Source organism: Kitasatospora sp. NPDC058190, from assembly GCF_042883685.1.
Taxonomy (GTDB): Bacteria; Actinomycetota; Actinomycetes; order Streptomycetales; family Streptomycetaceae; genus Kitasatospora.
Window position 1 is genome coordinate 55,862 of the sequence record NZ_JBHVVI010000035.1, and the last position, 19,048, is coordinate 74,909.

A 19,048-nucleotide genomic window follows, 5' to 3' on the forward strand; every position below is an offset into this window, starting at 1 on the left:
CGGCTTTGAGACGGTTTTCAGCCGGCCGCGGCCAGGAAGGCCAGTAGCCGGTCCCAGGCGTCCCGGGCGGAGGTGGCGTGCTCGACGGCGGACAGCTCGAAGAAGTTGTGCGGCGCGCCCGGGTAGGTGACGAACTCGTGCGGGCAGCCGGCCGCCGTCAGCGCGGCGTCGAAGGCCTCGACGGCTGCGGGTGGGATGTGGGCGTCGGAGCCGCCCCAGAGGGCGAGGATCGGGGCGGTGAGGCCGGCCGCGAGCTGGGTGGGGCCGGGGGCGCCGTCGATGGCGTCCGGGTAGCCGTAGAAGCCGACGGCGCCGGCCAGCCCGAAGCGGGGCGCGGCCGCCCGGAACGCCTGGCGGCCGCCGAAGCAGAAGCCGAGCGCGACCACCTCGGCCGGACCGACCGTGCGCAGCCGGGCCAGGGCAGCGGTGAGGTCGGCGTCCAGGGTTTCCGGGGTGAGTGCGAGCAGGTGGGGGAGCAGGTTCGGCAGTTCGCCGAATTCCGGCGGGCGGTTTTCCGGGTCGGCTCCGGCGGTGCGGCCGTAGTAGTCCGGGACGAGCGCCGGGTGGCCCTGTTCGGCGAGTCGGGCGGCGGTGTGCCGGTAGAAGGCGGAAAGGCCCTTGTTGTCCGGCAGGACGAGCACGCCGACGCCGGTGGCCACCTCCGGGTGGGCCAGGAAGGCGGCGAACTCGGTGCCGTCCGTCGAGGTCAGGGTCAGGTCGGTGGCCTCGGCCAGCGCCCATCGGGCGGGGCTGAAGGCGGGCGGAGCGGCGTCCGGGTCGTAGCACATGCCTCGGGAATTCCCCTCACGGATGGCGAAACCGCCGGGCGCTGGAGCGCGCCCGACGGTTGGCGATATTAGCGGGGAATTCTCTCAAGGAATTTCCATCATATCGCGGAGAGATCTTTTCCGGAAGTGCTTTCCGATTTCAATGCGGTCACATTCTCGGCGAAATTCGGTTCGGCCCGGCGCAGTGCCCCGGCGCTCAGCAGCAGGGCGAGGACGAGCAGGGTGACCAGCCCGAAGGAGACGGTGAGCGACGTCGCCTGGGCGAGGGCGCCGATCACGGCGGGGGCGATCAGGCCGGAGGTGTAGGTGACGGTGGCGACGCCCGCGATGGCCTGGCTGGGGTTGCTGCCGATCCGTCCGGCGGCCGCGAAGGCGAGCGGGACGATCACCGCGACACCGACGCCGATCAGCGCGAAGCCCGGGATGGCCACCGCCGGGTGGTCGGCGGCCACCACCAGCACCCCGCCGACGGTGGCGATCGCCCCGCCCAGCCGGGTGGCGCGGACGGCGCCGAGGCGGCGGATCACCACGTCCCCGCCGAGCCGGCTGACCGCCATGGTGAGCGAGAAGGCGGTGTACGAGGCGGCCGCGACGGTGGCGGAGGCGCCGGTGACGTCCTTCAGGTAGACACCGCTCCAGTCCATGGAGGCGCCCTCGGCGAACACCGCGCAGAAGCCGACCAGTCCGATCACCAGCGAGCTGCGCGGCGGCAGCGCGAAGCGCGGCGGCGCCTGCGCCTCCTCGGGCGCCCGCAGGTCGGGCAGGCCCCGGCAGACCGGCTGGGCGAGGGCGAGCAGGACGAGCGCGGTGACGGCCAGCTGGAGCCGGGCGTCGAGGTCGAGGTGGGCGGCCAGGATGCCGAAGCCGGAGGCCAGCAAGCCGCCCGCGCTCCACATCCCGTGCAGCCCGGACATGATCGAGCGGCCGAGCCGCTGCTCGATCTCCACGCCCTGGGCGTTCATCGCGACGTCCGCCATGCCCGCCGTGGCGCCGTACGCCAGCAGGACCGCGCACAGCACCGGCAGTGCGGGGGCGAGCGCGGGCAGGGTGAGGGCCAGGCACCAGAGCGAGATCAGCCCGCGCATCGCCGCCCGGCCGCCGTAGCGGTGGACGAAGCGTCCGGCCAGCGGCATCGCGAGGGAGGAGCCGACGGCGGGCATGACGAGCGCCAGGCCGAGCTGGCCGGGGGAGAGGTCCAGCCGGTCCTGGATCCACGGGATGCGGGTGACGAAGGTGCCGCCGACGGCGCCGTGCACGGCGAAGACCAGCGCGATGCTCGTCCGGGCCCGGCGTGGGGCCTCCAGTGGTTCGAGTGTCCTTGCGGTCATGTGGCATTCCCTCCCGGTCGCGCGGGGCGGGGCGCGACGGTGCCCTGTGGGTGGTCTACGTGCAGGCCGATCGGTCCGCGCGGCGGACGCGGCCGTCCGGCGGACGGTTCGATAAATTATCAGGAAGGGACCCTGATAGAAACACTCTGGAAGGATGAGCTGCCATGACCACCGCGCGCACGGCCACGCCGAGCACCGCCCGAGCGATCAACGACCGGCTGGCGCTCAACCTCCTGCTCGATCAGGGCCCGCTGACCGCGACCGAGCTGCGCGACCTCACCGGCCTGTCCCGGCCGACCGTCGCCGACCTGCTCGACCGCCTCCAGCGCACCGGCCTGGTCGCCGTCGTCGGTGAACGCGGCGAGCAGCGGCGCGGCCCCAACGCCAGGGTCTACGCCCTGGTCGCCTCCCGCGCCCACATCGCCGCCTTCGACGTCCGCTCCGGCGGCGTCAGCCTGGTCGTCGCCGACCTGGCCGGGCGCACCCTCGCCACCGCCGAGATCCCGGTCGAGGGCGACGGCGCGCCCGACACCGCCGGGGCGATCGTCGCCACCCTGCTGGAGAGCGCGCGCGGCGCCGGCGTCGAGCGGCTGCACACCGTCGCGGTCGGCGCCCCCGGCCTGGTCGACCCCGCCACCGGACGCCTGCACAGCACCGGCAACCTCCCCCGCTGGCACGCCGAACTCCTCGCCGCGCTGCGGGAGTTGCCCGAGACCGAGGTGATCCTGGAGAACGAGGTCAACCTGGCCGGCCGGGCCGAGTACCGGGTCGGCGCCGCCCGGGGCCGCGACACCTTCGTGCTGATGTGGCTCGGCCACAGCGTCGGCGCCGCCGTCATCCTGGACGGGCGGCTGCGCCGGGGCTTCTCCGGCGGCACCGGCGAGATCTGCTTCCTGCCCGTCCCCGGCACCGTCGGCCTGCCCAGCGCCGACAGCTGCGAGGGCGGCTTCCACGGGCTCGTCGGCAGCGCCGCCGTCTGCGAACTCGCCCGCGCCCACGGGCTGCCCGCCGACCCGGCCGGGGACGCGGGCGCCGCAGAGGCCGCAGTGCGCGCCGCGCTGGCCGCCGGGGCACGGGGCGAACCGTTCCTGGACGAGCTGGCCGAGCGGATCGCGCTCGGCGCGGCCGGCGTCTGCGTGGTGCTCGACCCCGGCTGCGTGGTGCTCGGTGGCGAGACCGGCCGGGCCGGCGGCGCCGAACTGGCCGGACGGGTGGAACGGCGCCTCGCCGGGTTCTCCCCGCTGCGCACCGAGGTGCGGGCCGGTACGGCGGGTGGCGGCGCGGTGCTCGCCGGGGCCGTCCTCACCGCGGGCGACGCGGTCCGCCGGGACCTGTTCGGCGAGCCGTAGGGGAGTTTTCCGTCAGTGTCCCCGGTACGGCAGGATGGCGGCCGGGGGGCGTGTACCTCCGTACCTCGAACCACCGTCAGGAGTCGCACATGGGCCAGCCCGGGGCGCCGGTCAACCCGTACCGCATCGGCGAGGCCGCGGCGCTGCTCGGCGTCAGCTCGGACACCATGCGGCGCTGGGTGGACGCCGGGAAGATCGCCGCCGTGCGGGACGAGCACGGGCACCGGATCATCCCCGGTGCCGAGCTCGCCGCCTTCGCCCGCGAGCTGGCCCGGCCGGAGGTCGCCGAGGCCGAGGGCCGGCCGTCCTCCGCCCGCAACCGCTTCCCCGGGATCGTCACCGAGGTGCGGCTCGGCGACGTGGCCGCGCAGGTGGAGGTGCAGGCCGGGCCCTTCCGGGTGGTGTCGCTGATCAGCCGGGAGTCGGCGGAGGAGCTGAACCTGGTCCCCGGCGCACCGGCCACGGCGGTCATCAAGTCCACCAACGTGATGATCGAACGACGCTAGCCCTGTCCTCCACCCGACCCCCTGGCCTCCTGGACTGATCCGATGAGTCTCGCCCGCACCGCCCCCGTGCCCGCCCCCGCCGACCGCCGCCCGGTGCTCGCGGTCGCTCACCGCGGCGACCCGTACCGCTACCGGGAGAACACCCTGCCCTCGGTCGAGTCCGCGCTCGCCGCCGGGGCCGACGCCGTCGAGGTGGACGTCCAGCTCACCCGCGACAAGGTGCCGGTGCTGCTGCACGACCGCACCCTGGAGCGGCTCTGGGGCGACCCGCGCGCCATCGACCGGGTCACCGTCGAGCAGCTGGACGAGCTGCGCCGGGGCGACCTGGCGATCCCCACCCTCGCCGAGGCGGTCAAGAGCGTCGCGGCCGCGAACGGCCCCCGGCTGCTGATCGACCTGGACGAGCCCGGCCCGGCCGCCGCCACCTGGTCCGTCGTCACGGGGCTCGGCGCCGAACGGCTGGTCGCCTTCTGCGGCCCCGTCACCGCCATGCTCGCGGTGCGCGAACTCACGCCGGACGCCTCCATCGCGCTCACCTGGAAGCAGCCCCGGATGCCCGCGCCCGCCCTGCTGAAGGACCTGCGCCCGGCCTTCCTCAACCCGCCGTTCGGCCTGGTCACCCCCGAGTTCGTCGGCGCCGCGGCGGACGCCGGGCTCGCCGTCTCCACCTGGACGGCCGACCTGCGGCGCACCATGCGCCGGCTGCGCGACACCGGGGTCGACTCCATCACCACCAACCGGATCTCCCTGCTGCGCTCGGTACTGGACGGCCGCCGGTGACGGTGCTCGGCACCCGGGAGCTCGGCCGGGCCCTGCTGGCCCGTCAGCACCTGCTCGCCCGCACCGACCTGGAGCCTTCCGAGGTCATCCACCACCTCGGCGGGCTCCAGGCCCAGGCCGTACCCCAGCCGCCCTACCTCGGGCTGCTCTCCCGGCTGGACGCCTTCTCCCCGGAGCGGCTGAGCACGCTGATCGAACAGCGGGCGGTGGTCCGGATCGCCCTCCAGCGCGGCACCATCCATCTGGTCACCGCCGAGGACTGCCGGACGCTGCGCCCGCTGCTCCAGCCCGTCCTGGACCAGGCGCTGCGCACCACCTACGGCAAGCGGCTGGCCGGGCTGGACCTCGATGTGCTGGCGGCCGAGGCCCGGGCGCTGGTCGAGGCGCAGCCGCGCACCTTCCAGCAACTGGGCGCGCTGCTGGCCGCGAGTCGCCCGGACCGCGACCCGGCCGCGCTCGCCCAGGCGGCGCGGTGCCTGCTGCCGCTGGTGCAGGTGCCGCCGCGCGGCCTGTGGGGGCGCAGCGGCCCGGCCGCCCACACCACCGCCGAGGCCTGGCTCGGTCGCCCTCTCGACCCCTCGCCGTCGGTGGACGACCTGGTGCTGCGCTACCTGGCCGCCTTCGGCCCGGCCGCCGTGGCCGACCTGCAGAAGTGGTGCGGCCTCAGCCGGCTCGGCGCGGTGCTCGAGCGGCTCGCGCCGCAGCTGCTGACCTTCCGCGACGAGCAGGGGCGGCTGCTGTACGACCTGCCGCAGGCGCCCCGGCCGGGGCCGGACGTCCCGGCGCCGGTGCGGCTGGTCGCCCCCTTCGACAACCTGCTGCTCTCGCACGCCGACCGCAGCCGGGTGCTGCCGGAGGAGTACAAGGGGCGGGTGATGACCCGGAACGGGCTGGTGCTCGGCACCCTGCTGGTGGACGGGATGGTCGCCGGGACGTGGCGGCTGACGGGGGAGCAGGAGGTCGTCGTCCAGCCGTTCGTCCGCTTGACGCGGGCCGACCGCGAGGCGGCGGAGGCGGAGGCGCGGCGGGTGCTGGCCTTCGCGGGTGCGGATGCGGGCGGGTTGGTGCGGTTCGAGGCAGCCGCTTAGCCGCAAAACGGGCAGATCGTCAGATTCTCTGTTGAGATGGGTCGGTTCGGACTCAACGACGATCCCCGCCGGAGGTGGCCGTGTCCGTGGAGCGCCCGCCCGGTGGGCAACCCGACCACCGCAGGCCGTACCTGATGCTGCCGCCGGCCGTTCGGGGGGCGGCGGCCTGGTCGGTGGCGGTGATCCTGCTGATCGCCGTCGCCTCACTGGTGGTCTTCGCCCTGGTGGAGCTGCGGGCGGCGACCGTGCCGTTCGTCCTGGCGCTGCTCGGGGCCGCGCTGCTGCACCCCGTGGTGCCCTGGCTGGTCCGCCGGGGCGTGAGCCGGAGCCTGGCGGCCGGGCTGACCTGCATCGTGCTGGTCGCGGCGGTCGCCGGGGTGATCGTGCTGCTGGTCAACTCGCTGGTGAACAGCGCCCCGCACATCGCCGCCTCGCTCCCGGCGGCCGGCAAGCGGCTGGCCGACTGGCTGGGCCCGTTCGGGGAGAAGATCCAGCACGCCCTGACCAACGCCAAGGGCGAGACCAACTCGCTGGTCTCCACGCTCACCAGCGGCGTGCTCTCGGGCCTGGGCCTGCTCACCCAGCTGATCACCGGCGGGGTGCTGGCGCTGGCCCTGGTCTTCTTCTTCCTCCGTGACGGCCACCGCACCGGCGACGCCATCCGCTCCTACCTGCCAGGGCGCGGCGCCGAAACCGTGATCGCCTGCGCCGGGCGCGCCTTCGAGGCGATGGCCGGCTTCATGCGCGGCACCACCCTGATCGCCCTGATCGACGCCGGCTTCATCACCATCGGCCTGCTCGCCCTCGGCGTCCCCGGTGCGCCGGGCCTCGGCGCGCTGGTCTTCATGGGCGCCTACATCCCCTTCGTCGGGGCCTTCCTGTCCGGCACGGTGGCCGTGCTGGTCGCCCTCGCCGACGGCGGCCTCGGGACGGCGCTGTGGGCGCTCGGCGTGGTGCTGACGGTCCAGATGATCGAGGGCAACATCCTGCAGCCGATCATCCAGAGTCGCACGGTCGAGCTGCACCCGGCGACGATCATGGTCGCCGTGGTCGCCGGCGCCGGCGTCGCGGGCATCATCGGCGCCCTGCTCGCCGTCCCGGTCTGCGCCGCGGGGAGCGGAGTGATCTCGGTGCTCAGGGGCCTGGCAACCGGCCCCGAATAAGCCTGTTGCCCTGGGTGGGGTGGACGTGCGAGCATCACTAATGCGACGCCAGTCGCAATAGTATCCGAGGGGTGTGGATGGAACTGTTCGATGTGGCCGAGGCGGGGGCCGGGCCGTACGGGGTGACCGTGGGGCCGGACGGGCGTGTGTGGTTCACGCTCGTGCACTCCGGGGAGATCGGGCGGCTGGCGGCGGACGGCTCGGTGGAGCGGTTCGGGCTGGGCGCGCCGGGGTGCGGGCCGTCGGTGATCACCGCGGGGCCGGACGGGGCCCTGTGGTTCAGCCGGATGCGGGACCACCGGATCGGGCGGATCACGGTGGACGGCGAGGTGGGCTCGTACGGGGTGCCGACGGAGAACGCCGGGCCGTACGGGATCGCGGCCGGGCCCGACGGGGCGCTCTGGTTCACCGAGCTGAACGTCGACCGGGTCGGGCGGATCACCGTGGACGGGCAGGTGACGGAGTTTCCGCTGCCGCTGGCCGGCGCCTTCCCGTCGCTGATCACCGCCGGGGCGGACGGCGCGCTGTGGTGCACGCTCAACCAGGCGAACGCCGTCGCCCGGGTGGGCGTCGAGGGCGAGGTGACCGTCCACCGGCTGCCCACCGAGGGCACCGCGCCGGTCGGGATCACGGCCGGGGCGGACGGCGCGCTCTGGTGGGTGGGGATCGGCGGCGGGCTGGTCGGGCGGATCACCGTGGACGGGCAGGTCACCGAGTACCCGCTGGCCGACCGTGCCGCGAAGCCGCACGCGATCGCCGCCGGCCCCGACGGGCGGCTCTGGTTCACCGAGTGGGGTGCCGGCCGGATCGGGGTGCTGACCCCGGACGGGCGGCTGGACGGGCACCCGATCCCCGGCCCGGGCGCCGAGCCGCACGGGATCGCGGTCGGCCCGGACGGCGCGGTGTACGCGGCGCTCGAGCGCGGCCAGATCGCCCGGCTGGCGGGCTGAGCGAGCGCGACGGCGCGCCCGGGGCCCGGGCGGGTGGTCCCGGCCCGGGCTCGGGAACTCGGGCCCAGCGGCCCCGGGCGGGCGGGCCCAAGGGCCCTGGGGTGCGGTGGCGGTGCGTTCGGATCATGGAGCGTCATCATTCGCACGACGCTTCGAAGGAGTGCGTCCTTGAGCGCCACCCAGGCACAGGGCGACCCCACCTCACCGCCAACGCCCCTGCCGGCAGGGGCGGTTCGGTCCCGCCGACCCGGCTCGGCCGTGGTCGGACTGCTGACCACCACCGACCACAAGACGATCGGCACCATGTACCTGGTGTCCTCGTTCGCGTTCTTCCTGATCGGCGGCATCCTCGCGCTGGTCATGCGCGCCGAACTCGCCCGGCCCGGCACCCAGATCCTCTCCAACGAGCAGTTCAACCAGGCCTTCACCATGCACGGTTCGGTGATGCTGCTGCTCTTCGCGATGCCGCTGTTCACCGGCTTCGCGAACTGGATCATGCCGCTGCAGATCGGCGCCCCGGACGTGGCCTTCCCGCGCCTGAACATGCTGTCCTTCTGGCTGTTCATGTTCGGCTCGCTGATCGCCGCCGCCGGCTTCGCCACCCCGCAGGGCGCCGCCGACTTCGGCTGGTTCCTCTACGCGCCGCTGTCCGACGCCGTCCACTCGCCGAGCGTCGGCTCCGACATGTGGATCATGGGCGTGACGCTGTCCGGCTTCGGCAGCATCTTCGGCGCGGTCAACTTCATCACCACCATCATCTGCATGCGGGCCCCCGGACTGACCATGTTCCGGATGTCCATCTTCTGCTGGAACGTGCTGCTCACCTCGGTGCTGGTGCTGCTGGTCTTCCCGGTGCTGGCCGCCGCGCTGCTCGCGCTCGAATGCGACCGCAAGTTCGGCTCGCACGTCTTCGACCCGGCCAACGGCGGGGCGATGCTGTGGCAGCACCTGTTCTGGTTCTTCGGCCATCCGGAGGTGTACATCCTGGCGCTGCCGTTCTTCGGCATCGTCTCGGAGGTCATCCCGGTGTTCAGCCGCAAGCCGATGTTCGGCTACGCGGGCCTGATCGCCGCGACGGTGGCCATCGCGGGCCTGTCGGTGACGGTGTGGGCGCACCACATGTACGTCACCGGGCAGGTGCTGCTGCCGTTCTTCTCGTTCATGACCTTCCTGATCGCGGTGCCGACGGGAGTCAAGTTCTTCAACTGGGTCGGCACCATGTGGAAGGGCTCGCTGAGCTTCGAGACACCGATGCTGTGGACGGTCGGCTTCCTGGTCACCTTCCTGTTCGGTGGTCTGACGGGCGTGCTGCTCGCCGCGCCGCCGATCGACTTCCACGTCTCCGACTCGTACTTCGTCGTCGCGCACTTCCACTACACGCTGTTCGGCACGGTGGTGTACGCGATGTTCGCCGGCTTCCACTTCTGGTGGCCCAAGATGACCGGCAAGAAGCTCGACGAGCGGCTCGGCAGGATCACCTTCTGGACGCTCACCGTCGGCTTCCACACGACGTTCCTGGTGCAGCACTGGCTCGGCGCGGAGGGCATGCCACGCCGGTACGCCGACTACCTGGCCTCGGACGGCTTCACCACGCTCAACACCGTCTCGACCATCGGGTCCTTCCTGCTCGGGCTGTCGATCCTGCCGTTCCTCTACAACGTCTGGAAGACCGCCAAGTACGGCGAGCGCGTGACCGGGGACGACCCGTGGGGCTGGGGCCGCTCGCTGGAGTGGGCCACCTCCTGCCCGCCGCCCCGGCACAACTTCGTCAGGCTGCCGCGGATCCGGTCGGAATCGCCGGCCTTCGACCTGCACCACCCCGACATCGCGGCCCGGGACGTGCTGGAGAACACCGGCAAGCCGGCCACGCACCTCGGCGACGTGGAGCCTGCGAAGTACGACCGGCCGCTGCCGCGGGCGGAGCGGGGGCGGGTGTCGTCGTCCTCCTCCCCGTCCGGCTCTGACGGCTGAGGCCGTACCGGGGCCGTACCCCTGAACGCCGTCCCCGCCCGCGTCGCTGCCCCCGGGCGGGCGGGGACGGCTCCGCTGTCGCCCGTCCCCTGTCCGCGAACTCCGTGCGATCCCCGATCCCCGTGCGCTTAGGAAGGCCGGCCCGTGACCCACACCGTCCTCGCCATCGGCACCGCCGCCCTCACCGCGAGCGGCTGCGTCTGGTACCTGCCCGCCATCGCCGACCTCCAGGCCGGCGCCGACCGGCCCCGCTCCACCCGCACGGCCGCGGCGGCCTGCGTGACGTGGTGGGCGGGGCTCGCGTTGGCGGGCGGGCTGCTGCTCGCCCTCTCCGACTGGCGCCCCGCCGCGCAGGTGGCCCTCACCGGGCTGGTCGGCGGCACGGCCCTGCGGGTGCGGGCCCGGTGGGACCGGTACGGCGAGCAGCGGGAGACCGCCGCCCGCTGGGCCGCCCTGGACATCGGCCCGGCCCCGCGCACGGGCCGCCCGGCGGCGGTGACGCTGGCGGGATGGCTGGTCGTGGGCGCGGCGGTGGCCTCGCTGGGGGCGGTGGCGATCCTGCTGTCGGGCGGGGGCGGCGTCGTACCGAGGGTGGCGTTGGCGGCGGTCAGCGGCGCGGGGGTCGCGCTCGCGTTCCTGCTCCTGGGGCTGGGAAACGTACGGCGGCAGGGACGCTGAGGGAGCGTTGCGTCTCCTCCGGGGCCGCGTCGCTGCGGCTCGTGCCGGGCCGGGCACTCCGTCCCGCTCCGAATGGGGTCGTTGGGCCCTGGGCCGGTGCCCCGGGGCGGGGGATGATGCGGTGGGCCCCGCTGGGAGTGTGCGGGGGTGACGAAGGTGGAGCCGCGTGATGGCGACCAAGGCGGAGGGTGCCGGGGATTCGGCGCCGGTCCGGGTGTTCCTGCTGGACGACCACGAGGTGGTGCGCCGTGGGGTGCACGACCTGCTGGACGGTGAGCCGGACCTGGAGGTGGTCGGGGAGGCCGCGACGGCCGAACAGGCCCTGGTGCGGGTGCCGGCGCTGCGGCCCGACGTGGCGGTGCTGGACGTGCGGCTGGGTGACGGGGACGGGGTGTCGGTCTGCCGTGAGCTGCGGTCCCGGATGCCCGACCTGGCCTGTCTGATGCTGACCTCCTTCGACGACGAGGAGGCGCTCCTCGACGCCGTGATGGCGGGCGCGGCCGGGTACGTCCTGAAGCAGATCAGCGGTACCGACCTGGTCGCCGCCGTTCGTACCGTCGCCTCGGGCCGGTCGATGCTCGACCCCGGTGCGGCGACCCGGCTGCTGAACCGGCTGCGCAGCGACGCCGAGCCCGCCCAGCCGGTGACCGCCGGGCCGGGGCTGACCGCGCGCGAGCAGGAGGTGCTGGCGCTGATCGGGGAGGGCCTGACCAACCGGCAGATCGGCGAGCGGCTCTACCTGGCCGAGAAGACGGTGAAGAACCACGTCTCCCGGCTGCTCGCCAAGCTGGGCGTGGAGCGCCGGGTCCAGGCGGCGCTGATCGCCACCGAGCTGCGGCAGTCCTCCGCCGCGCAGCCGTCCGTGCTGCGAGTCGGCCGGGGCTGAGGGCCGGCCGGGTGGTGATCGGCCGCTGCCTGTCCTCGGACCGGACCGCTTGCCGGGCCGACCCTCGGTCGGCTTGACTGCCAGCCGGAGGGGACTTCGATTGCTCGACTACGACACCGAGGCGCGGGACTACGACGCCTCACGCGGCGGTGAACCCCGCGCCGAGGCCGCGGCGGCGGCCGTCGAACGGCTGCTGCCGGAGGACGGGCGCACGGTGCTGGACGTCGCCTGCGGAACCGGCATCGTCACCGCCCGGCTGCGCCGCCCCGGTCGGACCGTCCTGGGGGTGGACCGCTCGCCCGGGATGCTGCGCCTGGCCGAGCAGCGCCTGCCCGGCGCCGTCCTCTGCGCGGATGCCACCCGGCTCCCGCTCCGCACGGGCAGCGCGGACGCCGTGGTGCTGGTCTGGCTGCTCCACCTGCTGCCGGACGCCGCGCCCGTCCTGGCGGAGGCCCGCCGGGTGCTGCGCCCGGGCGGGGCACTGATCACCACGGTGGACAAGAACGACGCGTACTTCACCGAGCCCAGCGACCTCGCCGAGGCCACGGCCGAGCTGCGCCGCCGCCACGCCCCGCAGGTGACGGACAACGTCGAGCGCCTGACCGCCCAGGCGGCTGCCCTCGGCCTCAGCCCGGCGGCCGAGACGTCGTTCCCGGGCCTCGGCCAGGGCCGCAGCCCCCGCGCCTGGCGGGAGTCCGTCGACAAGGGCCGCATTCTCTGGTGCCGGGACCCCGCCGACGCGGCCACCGCCGTACGGGCGCTCGCCGCCCTCCCCGACCAGGACACCCCACGCCCCGACCCGCAGTACCGCCTGCTGGCCTTCCGGGCCTGAGGGATGGCGGGTGACGGTGATCGCCCGGCCGTTCACGGCCGGGAATTCCGTGCGGATCGCCCTCGATGCGCCCCGCCGGCGCCCGGACGGTGGGCGGGAGTTGGCGCAGGCGAAGGGCGAGCAGCGGGACGGCGATCCCGAGGCAGACCCAGCCGAGGGCGAACCGGGCCGACTCGCCGGGCAGGGCGAACTGGAGGGCGAACAGGGCGAGGAGGAGCGCGGCCTTCCACGGCAGGAAGCGCAGGTCCAGCAGCACCACGGCCAGGACGGTCTGGGCGGCGGTCAGCAACACCTGGACGGCTGCCCCGGCCGGCCGCTCAGGACCCGAGCGGCGCCTCCCACACCAGCCGGGTGCCGCCGTCCCCGCCGTCCGCCGGGCCGAGGGTGAAGGCCCCGCCGACCCGCTCGGCGCGCTCGGCGAGGTTGCGCAGCCCGCTGCGCCGACCGCCCTCGGGCACGCCCACCCCGTCGTCGGCCACCGTGAGCACCACCCGCCTGGCCAGGGCACGCAGCGTCACCTCGACCCGGGTGGCGCGGGCGTGCCGGGCGGCGTTGCTGAGCGCCTCGGCGAGGACGGCCACCACGTGCTCGGCCAGCTCCTGCGGCACGTCGGTGTCGAGCAGGCCCTCCATGCTGAGCCGGGGCGCGAAGCCGAGCGGCTCCTGCGCCTCGGTGACGACCCGGGTGGCGCGGGCGCGCAGGCCCCGGTCGGGTTCGCCGTGGGCGCGCAGGCCGAAGATGGTCGAGCGGATGATCTTGATGGTCTCGTCCAGGTCCGCCACCGCCCGGGCGACCCGGTCCGCGGCGGCCGGGCTCTCGATCAGCCGGCCCGCGCTCTGCAGCGTCATCCCGGTGGCGAACAGCCGCTGGATGGCCAGGTCGTGCAGGTCCCGGGCGATCCGGTCGCGGTCCTCCAGCAGGTTCAACTGCTCGGCGTCGCGCCGCCGTTCGGCCAGTTCCAGGGCCAGCGCCGCCTGGTCGGCGAAGCCCAGCAGCGGGCCGGTCTCCTCCGGCCCGAAGGCGGGCTGCCCCTGCGCCCGGGCCAGCAGCAGCACGCCGCGCCCGTACCCGGCGCCGGTGCCCAGCGGCACCGCGACGGCCGGGCCCAGCCCGTCGAAGCGGCCCGCCGGACCGGCCGGGAAGCGGGCGTCGCAGGCCAGTTCGTCGCTGGTCACCGGCGAGCCGGAGGCGTACGCGGCGCCGGAGACGGTGCCGTCCACCGGCACGGTCACCCCCAGCCGGGCGTCCGGCGAGCCGCCGAGCGCGACCTCGACCGCCAGTTCCTCGGCCCGCTCCCCAGGGCCCGCCAGCGCCACCGAGACGTCCGCCAGTTCGGCGCCCGCGATCTCCCGGGCCCGGCGGGCGATCAGCTCGACCACCTCCAGGCGCGGCGCGCCCGACAGCAGGCTGCGGGTGATCTCGGTGCTCGCCCGCAGCCAGCGCTGGCGCAGCTGCGCCTCCTCGTAGAGGCGGGCGTTGTCGATCGCGACCCCGGCCGCGACCGCCAGGGTGGAGATCACCGCCTCGTCGTCCTCGTCGAAGTCCAGCCCGCCGCGCTTGTCGGTCAGGTAGAGGTTGCCGAACACCTCCCCGTGCACCCGCACCGGCACCCCCAGGAAGGTGTGCATCGGCGGGTGGTTCGCCGGGAAGCCGACCGAGGCCGAGTGTTCGGACAGCACCGGGCAGCGCAGCGGCCGCGGATGGCGGATCAGTTCGCCGAGGATGCCCCGGCCGGAGGGCGGCGGGCCGATCTCGGCGATCTCCTCGTCGGACAGACCCACCGTCAGGAACTGCGACAGCGAGTGCCCGTCCGGCCCGATCACCCCCAGTGCGCCGTAGCGGGCGTCCACCAGATCGGCGGCGGCCTCCACGATCCGGTGCAGCGCTTGGGCGAGGTCCAGCTCGCGGCCGACCGCGAGCACCGCCTCCAGCAGGTTGTGCACCCGGTTCTGCGTCCCGCGCGCCGCGTCGATCCGCCACTGCAACTCCTCCAGCAGCTCGTCCAGGCGCAGCCGGGGCATCCGCGCGCCGCCGCCCGCCGCGCTGCCGTCCGCTCGGCCCACCGCTGTCCTCCTCGTGCTCGCTGACCGTCCACCGCCGTGGGACCGGGCGGCTTCGGTGCCGTCCGACCAGCGGGAATGCCGTGTACACACGGTAGTGCCCGGGTGTCGACGGGGTGGAGGCCGGGGTCGCCCGTAATGTTCCGGCGGACGGGTCCTTCGTCCCGTCGGCGCGGGGCTTGCGGCCTCTGGCGGGGGCCGGACCCGGACGTCAGGGTGGGGACCAGGAGCGGACGGGGCGTCAGGGTGCACCGTTCCCGTCGCCGAGACATCGGAGGAACCGTCATGACGTCAAGCATCGCGGCCGGGGTGGACGGCTCGCCCGCCGGCACCGCCGCCGCCCACTGGGCCGCCGAGGAGGCGGTACGGCGCGGGGCCTCGCTGCGGCTGGTGCACGCCTGGCCGTGGCTGACCGACGGGGTGTCCTCCTTCGCGGAGCCGGACGACCTGCCGGAGGCTGCCCAGCGCACCCTGGCCGCGGCCGCCGACGAGATCCGCGGGCGCCACCCCGGTCTGGCCGTGTCCACCGACGTCGTCCTGGACGCGCCCGTGGACGGACTGGTGGCGGCCGCCGCCACCGCCGACCTGCTGGTGCTCGGCTCGCGCGGGCTCGGCGGCTTCACCGGGCTGCTGCTCGGCTCGGTGAGCATGGCGGTGGCCGGGCGGAGCAGCAGGCCGGTGGTCGTGGTACGGGAGGGTCGGCCACCAGGGGGCGAGGTGGTGGTCGGCGTCGACGCGCACGGGCCCGAGGAGGAGGTGCTGGCCTTCGCCTTCCGCGAGGCCGCGCTGCGTGGCGCCCGGCTCCGGGCGGTGCACGGCTGGGACTTGCCGCCGCTGTTCGGCTACGCGGGAGGTGCCGTACCGGCGGGGGAGACCGCCCAGCTGGAGGCGCTGGAGGCCGAGCTGCTGTCGCTCGCCCTGGCCGGGCAGCGCGAGCAGCACCCCGAGGTCGAGGTGGTCGAGGACGTCCGGCTCGGCGCCGCCCGCGGCCTGGTGGAGACCTCCGCCGGAGCCGCCCTGGTCGTGGTCGGCCGGCGCCGCCGCCCGATCGAGCTCGGCCCCCGGCTCGGCCGGGTCGCGCACGCGGCACTGCACCACGCCGAGGTGCCGGTCGCGGTCGTCCCGCACGGCTGACGCACGGCCGACGCACGGCCGACGTACGCGCTGACGCACGGGCTGGCGCATGGGCTCACGCACGCGCGACGTCACCTCCGCCGGGCCCTGCGCGACCCGGCCACGTCCAGCCGGTGCTGCGCGCCGGGTACGGGCCGGCCGGCGCGGTCACACCCCGCCGGCCGGCCCGGGCCACGCTCGGTCAGCCACCGGGCGGCGGCCCGACCACGTGACAGTGGTGTGCGGCCGCGTCCCACACACGGGCCGCCCACCACTGTCTCCAACGGAGCCCGGCACCGCCGGGGTTCACCCGACCCGGTGCCCCGCCCGGCCCGTCGCCCGTTCTGCCGCCGGGCCGGGCGCTCAGCGCGGCCGCTCGCCCGGGGGCCGCACCCGGGCGACCAGCCGCAGCGGGGGGCTGTGCCGGAAGGTGAGGGTGAAGCCCACCCCCTGGCCGGGCTTCAGCGCGGGCGGAGCGGCGATCATCAGGTCGGCGTCCTCGGGGGACATCGCCAGTTCGCCCCGGGCGGGCACCGGCAGGGCGGCGACCGCTTCCCAGCGGCCGGCCGCGCCCTGGTGGAGGTGCCGCTTCAGGGTGATCGGGCCGCCGAACTCCCAGCTGGCGCCGGTCAGTTCGTCCGGGACGTCGCCCGGGTTGCGGACCGTGAAGAAGGCCGCCGTCGCCGAGGCCGCGCCGGGCGTGGGCAGCAGGACCCAGCCGGCGTCGGCCGCCACCGGCCGGGGTCCGCCGGCCCCGCCGACCGCCGTCCAGCCGGTGAGCAGGGCCAGCGCGAGCGCCGCCGCGCCGACCGGCGGGGCGACCACCGTGAGCCGTTCGAACGTGAGCCGTTCGAACATCCTCGTCGCCCTCACCGTCGGCCCCCCTGCTGCCGGCCCCGTCCCGGCTGCCAGGTGCGCAGCCGCAGGCTGTTGCCCACCACCAGCAGCGAGCTCAGCGACATCGCGACCGCCGCCAGCATCGGGTTCAGCAGTGCGACGGCCGCCAGCGGGATCAGCACCAGGTTGTAGCCGAAGGCCCAGAGCAGGTTGGCCCGGATCGTTGCCAGGGTCTGCCGGGCCAGCCGCACCGCGTCCACCACGGCCTCGATGTCCCCGCGCACCAAGGTCAGCCCGGCTGCGCCGATCGCGGCGTCGCTGCCGGAGGCCAGGGCCACCCCGAGGTCCGCCGAGGCCAGCGCGACCGCGTCGTTGACGCCGTCGCCGACCACGGCCACCGTCCGCCCGGCGGCCCGCAGTTCGGCCACCACCTCGGCCTTGCGCTCGGGCGAGGCGCCGGCGTGCACCCGCTCGATGCCCAGCTCGGCCGCCACCGCGCGGGCCGCGCCGAGGCCGTCGCCGGTCAGCAGGACGGTCTCCAGGCCCATCCCGCGCAGCCGGTGCAGGGCCCGCCAGCTGCCCGAGCGCACCGTGTCGCCGACCGCCAGGACTGCCGCGCCCCGCCCGTCCAACTCCACCAGCACCGCCGTGCGGCCCGCCGCCCCGGCGGCCGCCACGGCCTCGGCCAGCTCCGGGGGCAGGGAGACGTCGTCCGGCCGTACCACCCGGACGGCTCGGCCCTCGACCGTGCCGGACACTCCGAGACCGGCCGTGGCCGCGAAGCCCTCCACCGGCGGGAGGGGACCACACCGCTCCCGGGCGGCCGCCGCGACGGCCCGTCCGATCGGGTGCTCCGAGCGGTGCTCGACCGCGCCGGCCAGCCGGAGCACCTCCTCCGCCGTGAACTCCGCCGTGAACTCCGCTGTGAACTCCTCGGCGGCGCCCCGGGCCACCGTCACCGTCGCCAGCTCCATCCGGCCGGTGGTGAGCGTGCCGGTCTTGTCCATCACCACGGTGTCCACCCGCCGCAGGCTCTCCAGCACCTCCGGGCCGCGCACCAGCACGCCGAGTTCGGCGCCGCGCCCGGTGGCCGCCAGCAGCGCGGTCGGGGTCGCCAGACCCAGCGCGCACGGGCAGGCCACCACCAGCACCGCGACCGCCGCCGTGACCGCCGCCTGCGGGGCCGCGCCCGCGCCCAACCAGAAGCCCAGCACACACACCGCGACCGTCAGCACGCAGGGCACGAACACCCCGGCGACCGCGTCCGCCAGCCGCTGGGCCCGCGCCTTGCCGGCCTGGGCGTCCGCCACCAGCGCGGTGATCCGGGCCAGCTGGGTGTCCGCGCCGACCGCCGTCGCCCGGACCGCCAGGGCGCCGCCGACATTCACCGTCGCACCCGCCACCTGGTCGCCCGGGCCGACCTCGACCGGCACGCTCTCCCCGGTCAGCAGACTCAGGTCCAGCGCCGAACCGCCGTCGACCACCACCCCGTCGGTGGCCACCCGCTCACCCGGCCGCACCACGAACTCCTGCCCCGGCAGCAGGAGTTCGATCGGTATAAGCCGTTCCTCGCCGTCCGCCGCCCGCAGGCACACCTGCTTGGCGCCCAGCTCGGCCAGTGCTCGCAGCGCGGAGCCGCTGCGCCGCCGCACCCGGCCCTCCAGCAGCCGCCCGGCCAGCACGAACAGCGGCACGCCGACCGCCGCCTCCAGGTAGACGTGCGCCGTGCCGCCGCCGTCGGCGGTCAGTGAGAACGGCATCCGCATGCCCAACTGGCCTGCCCCGCCGAGGAACAGCGCGTACGCCGACCAGCCGAAGGAGGCCACCACACCCAGGCTGACCAGGGTGTCCATGGTCGCGGCGGCGTGCCGCAGCCCCTGCCGGGCCCGGCGGTGGAAGCCCGCCGAACCCCAGGTCACCACCGGTACGGCCAGCGCGAAGCAGACCCACTGCCAGGCGGTGAACTGCAGCGCGGGCACCATCGACAGCACCAGCACCGGGACGGCCAGCAGGGCGGTGACCAGCAGGCGCCACCGCTCGTCCGGCTCCTCCTCCGCCAACCCGCCGGGTACCCCCGCCGACGCCAACTCGGCGGTGTAGCCGGCCCGTTCGACGGCCGCGACCAGTTCGTCGACGGACACCCCGGCCGGGTGCAGCACCCGGGCCCGTCCGGTCGCCAGGTTCACCCCGGCCGTCACCCCGTCGATCCGCGCCAGCCGCTTCTCCACCCGGCCCACGCAGGCCGCGCAGGTCATCCCGCCGACCGCCAGATCGGTGGACACCAGCGCCCCGGCGTCGGCCCCCGCGACCGGGCTCACCGCATCCCGCCCATGTCGTGCCCGCCCATCCCGGGCGACGCCCCGCCGCCCCGGCTCGGCGTCAGCCCCGGCGCCACCGGCCCCGCCTGTCGCCCCACCGCAAACGCCACCACGAACACCACCACCAGCAGCAGGGCGAACCCCACCAGCACACTCAACGGCCGGACACCCGGCGACTTCGCATTCACCCCACAGCAGTCGGACGGAGATCGCGAGCGGTTCCCGCACGCTGCGAAGTCGCGGGGCGCGGTGGGGTGCCGGACGTGGCGCGGGCCGGTGAGCGGCCCGGCGGGTCCGTGCCGGGCCGCTCACCGAGGTGTCGTTGGGCGCCGTACGGTCACTTCGTGTGCCGAAGACCGGCACCGGCCCCTGAACACCCCGGGGGGGTTGGATAACAAGGA

Annotated in this window: 17 protein-coding genes; 11 read left to right on the top strand and 6 right to left on the bottom strand. The window is 75.1% G+C overall.

All coding sequences use genetic code 11. The features are described from left to right. Positions 1 to 17 precede the first annotated feature (17 nt). Both ACFVWU_RS18200 and ACFVWU_RS18205 read right to left on the bottom strand, forming a co-directional pair. Positions 18 to 788: a dienelactone hydrolase family protein gene (locus tag ACFVWU_RS18200; protein WP_387621653.1), complete on the bottom strand. Its 771-nt coding sequence runs from the start codon at positions 786 to 788 to the stop codon at positions 18 to 20. A gap of 98 nt (positions 789 to 886) precedes the next feature. Then, positions 887 to 2,116 (bottom strand): MFS transporter, encoded by a 1,230-nt coding sequence (locus ACFVWU_RS18205; RefSeq protein ID WP_387621656.1) that lies wholly within the window; start codon positions 2,114 to 2,116, stop codon positions 887 to 889. A gap of 164 nt (positions 2,117 to 2,280) precedes the next feature. Between ACFVWU_RS18205 and ACFVWU_RS18210 the strand changes: the two genes are divergently transcribed. The 10 genes from ACFVWU_RS18210 to ACFVWU_RS18255 all read left to right on the top strand — a co-directional run bounded on the left by ACFVWU_RS18210 (position 2,281) and on the right by ACFVWU_RS18255 (position 12,319). Then, the gene (locus ACFVWU_RS18210) at positions 2,281 to 3,465 is read left to right on the top strand and encodes an ROK family transcriptional regulator (RefSeq protein ID WP_387621658.1); all 1,185 of its coding nucleotides are present in this window, start codon (positions 2,281 to 2,283) and stop codon (positions 3,463 to 3,465) included. Positions 3,466 to 3,554: 89 nt separating this feature from the next. After that, positions 3,555 to 3,971, top strand: a complete 417-nt coding sequence (locus ACFVWU_RS18215) for a molybdopterin-binding protein (RefSeq protein WP_387621660.1) — start codon at positions 3,555 to 3,557, stop codon at positions 3,969 to 3,971. Positions 3,972 to 4,013: 42 nt separating this feature from the next. Beyond that, positions 4,014 to 4,751, top strand: coding sequence for a glycerophosphodiester phosphodiesterase (locus ACFVWU_RS18220; protein ID WP_387621662.1), 738 nt, complete (start codon positions 4,014 to 4,016; stop codon positions 4,749 to 4,751). Next, a complete protein-coding gene (locus tag ACFVWU_RS18225; RefSeq protein WP_387621665.1) occupies positions 4,748 to 5,839 on the top strand; it encodes a winged helix DNA-binding domain-containing protein in 1,092 nt (363 codons plus the stop codon). The genes ACFVWU_RS18220 and ACFVWU_RS18225 overlap by 4 nt, the downstream gene beginning before the upstream one ends. Positions 5,840 to 5,919: 80 nt before the next feature. Beyond that, complete coding sequence (locus ACFVWU_RS18230) at positions 5,920 to 7,002, top strand: AI-2E family transporter (protein ID WP_387621668.1); 1,083 nt, start codon at positions 5,920 to 5,922, stop codon at positions 7,000 to 7,002. A gap of 77 nt (positions 7,003 to 7,079) precedes the next feature. Then, the gene (locus tag ACFVWU_RS18235; protein ID WP_387621671.1) at positions 7,080 to 7,952 is read left to right on the top strand and encodes a virginiamycin B lyase; all 873 of its coding nucleotides are present in this window, start codon (positions 7,080 to 7,082) and stop codon (positions 7,950 to 7,952) included. Between the two features lie 216 nt (positions 7,953 to 8,168). Further along, a complete protein-coding gene (gene ctaD, locus ACFVWU_RS18240; RefSeq protein WP_387621688.1) occupies positions 8,169 to 9,923 on the top strand; it encodes a cytochrome c oxidase subunit I in 1,755 nt (584 codons plus the stop codon). Between the two features lie 144 nt (positions 9,924 to 10,067). Then, positions 10,068 to 10,601 (top strand): hypothetical protein, encoded by a 534-nt coding sequence (locus ACFVWU_RS18245; protein ID WP_387621674.1) that lies wholly within the window; start codon positions 10,068 to 10,070, stop codon positions 10,599 to 10,601. A 169-nt stretch (positions 10,602 to 10,770) separates the two neighbouring features. Further along, positions 10,771 to 11,487, top strand: coding sequence for a response regulator (locus tag ACFVWU_RS18250; RefSeq protein ID WP_387621676.1), 717 nt, complete (start codon positions 10,771 to 10,773; stop codon positions 11,485 to 11,487). 100 nt (positions 11,488 to 11,587) lie between these two features. Further along, the gene (locus ACFVWU_RS18255) at positions 11,588 to 12,319 is read left to right on the top strand and encodes a class I SAM-dependent methyltransferase (RefSeq protein WP_387621679.1); all 732 of its coding nucleotides are present in this window, start codon (positions 11,588 to 11,590) and stop codon (positions 12,317 to 12,319) included. A 317-nt stretch (positions 12,320 to 12,636) separates the two neighbouring features. On the opposite strand, the gene ACFVWU_RS18260 is transcribed toward ACFVWU_RS18255, so the two are convergent. Then, positions 12,637 to 14,340 (bottom strand): GAF domain-containing protein, encoded by a 1,704-nt coding sequence (locus ACFVWU_RS18260; protein WP_387621691.1) that lies wholly within the window; start codon positions 14,338 to 14,340, stop codon positions 12,637 to 12,639. Between the two features lie 324 nt (positions 14,341 to 14,664). Between ACFVWU_RS18260 and ACFVWU_RS18265 the strand changes: the two genes are divergently transcribed. Next, on the top strand, positions 14,665 to 15,513 hold the full coding sequence (locus ACFVWU_RS18265; RefSeq protein WP_387621682.1) for a universal stress protein: 849 nt from the start codon (positions 14,665 to 14,667) through the stop codon (positions 15,511 to 15,513). A 342-nt stretch (positions 15,514 to 15,855) separates the two neighbouring features. Here ACFVWU_RS18265 and ACFVWU_RS18270 read toward each other — a convergent pair whose 3' ends face one another. From ACFVWU_RS18270 to ACFVWU_RS18280, 3 genes are read right to left on the bottom strand one after another with little or no spacing between them, the layout of a single operon-like run. Next, positions 15,856 to 16,350 carry a copper chaperone PCu(A)C gene (locus ACFVWU_RS18270; protein WP_387621685.1) on the bottom strand — a complete coding sequence of 165 codons (495 nt, stop codon included), beginning with the start codon at positions 16,348 to 16,350 and terminating at the stop codon, positions 15,856 to 15,858. Positions 16,351 to 16,361: 11 nt separating this feature from the next. Further along, the gene (locus ACFVWU_RS18275) at positions 16,362 to 18,584 is read right to left on the bottom strand and encodes a heavy metal translocating P-type ATPase (protein ID WP_387621694.1); all 2,223 of its coding nucleotides are present in this window, start codon (positions 18,582 to 18,584) and stop codon (positions 16,362 to 16,364) included. Between the two features lie 59 nt (positions 18,585 to 18,643). Then, positions 18,644 to 18,805 (bottom strand): hypothetical protein, encoded by a 162-nt coding sequence (locus ACFVWU_RS18280; RefSeq protein WP_387621697.1) that lies wholly within the window; start codon positions 18,803 to 18,805, stop codon positions 18,644 to 18,646. Positions 18,806 to 19,048 lie beyond the last annotated feature (243 nt).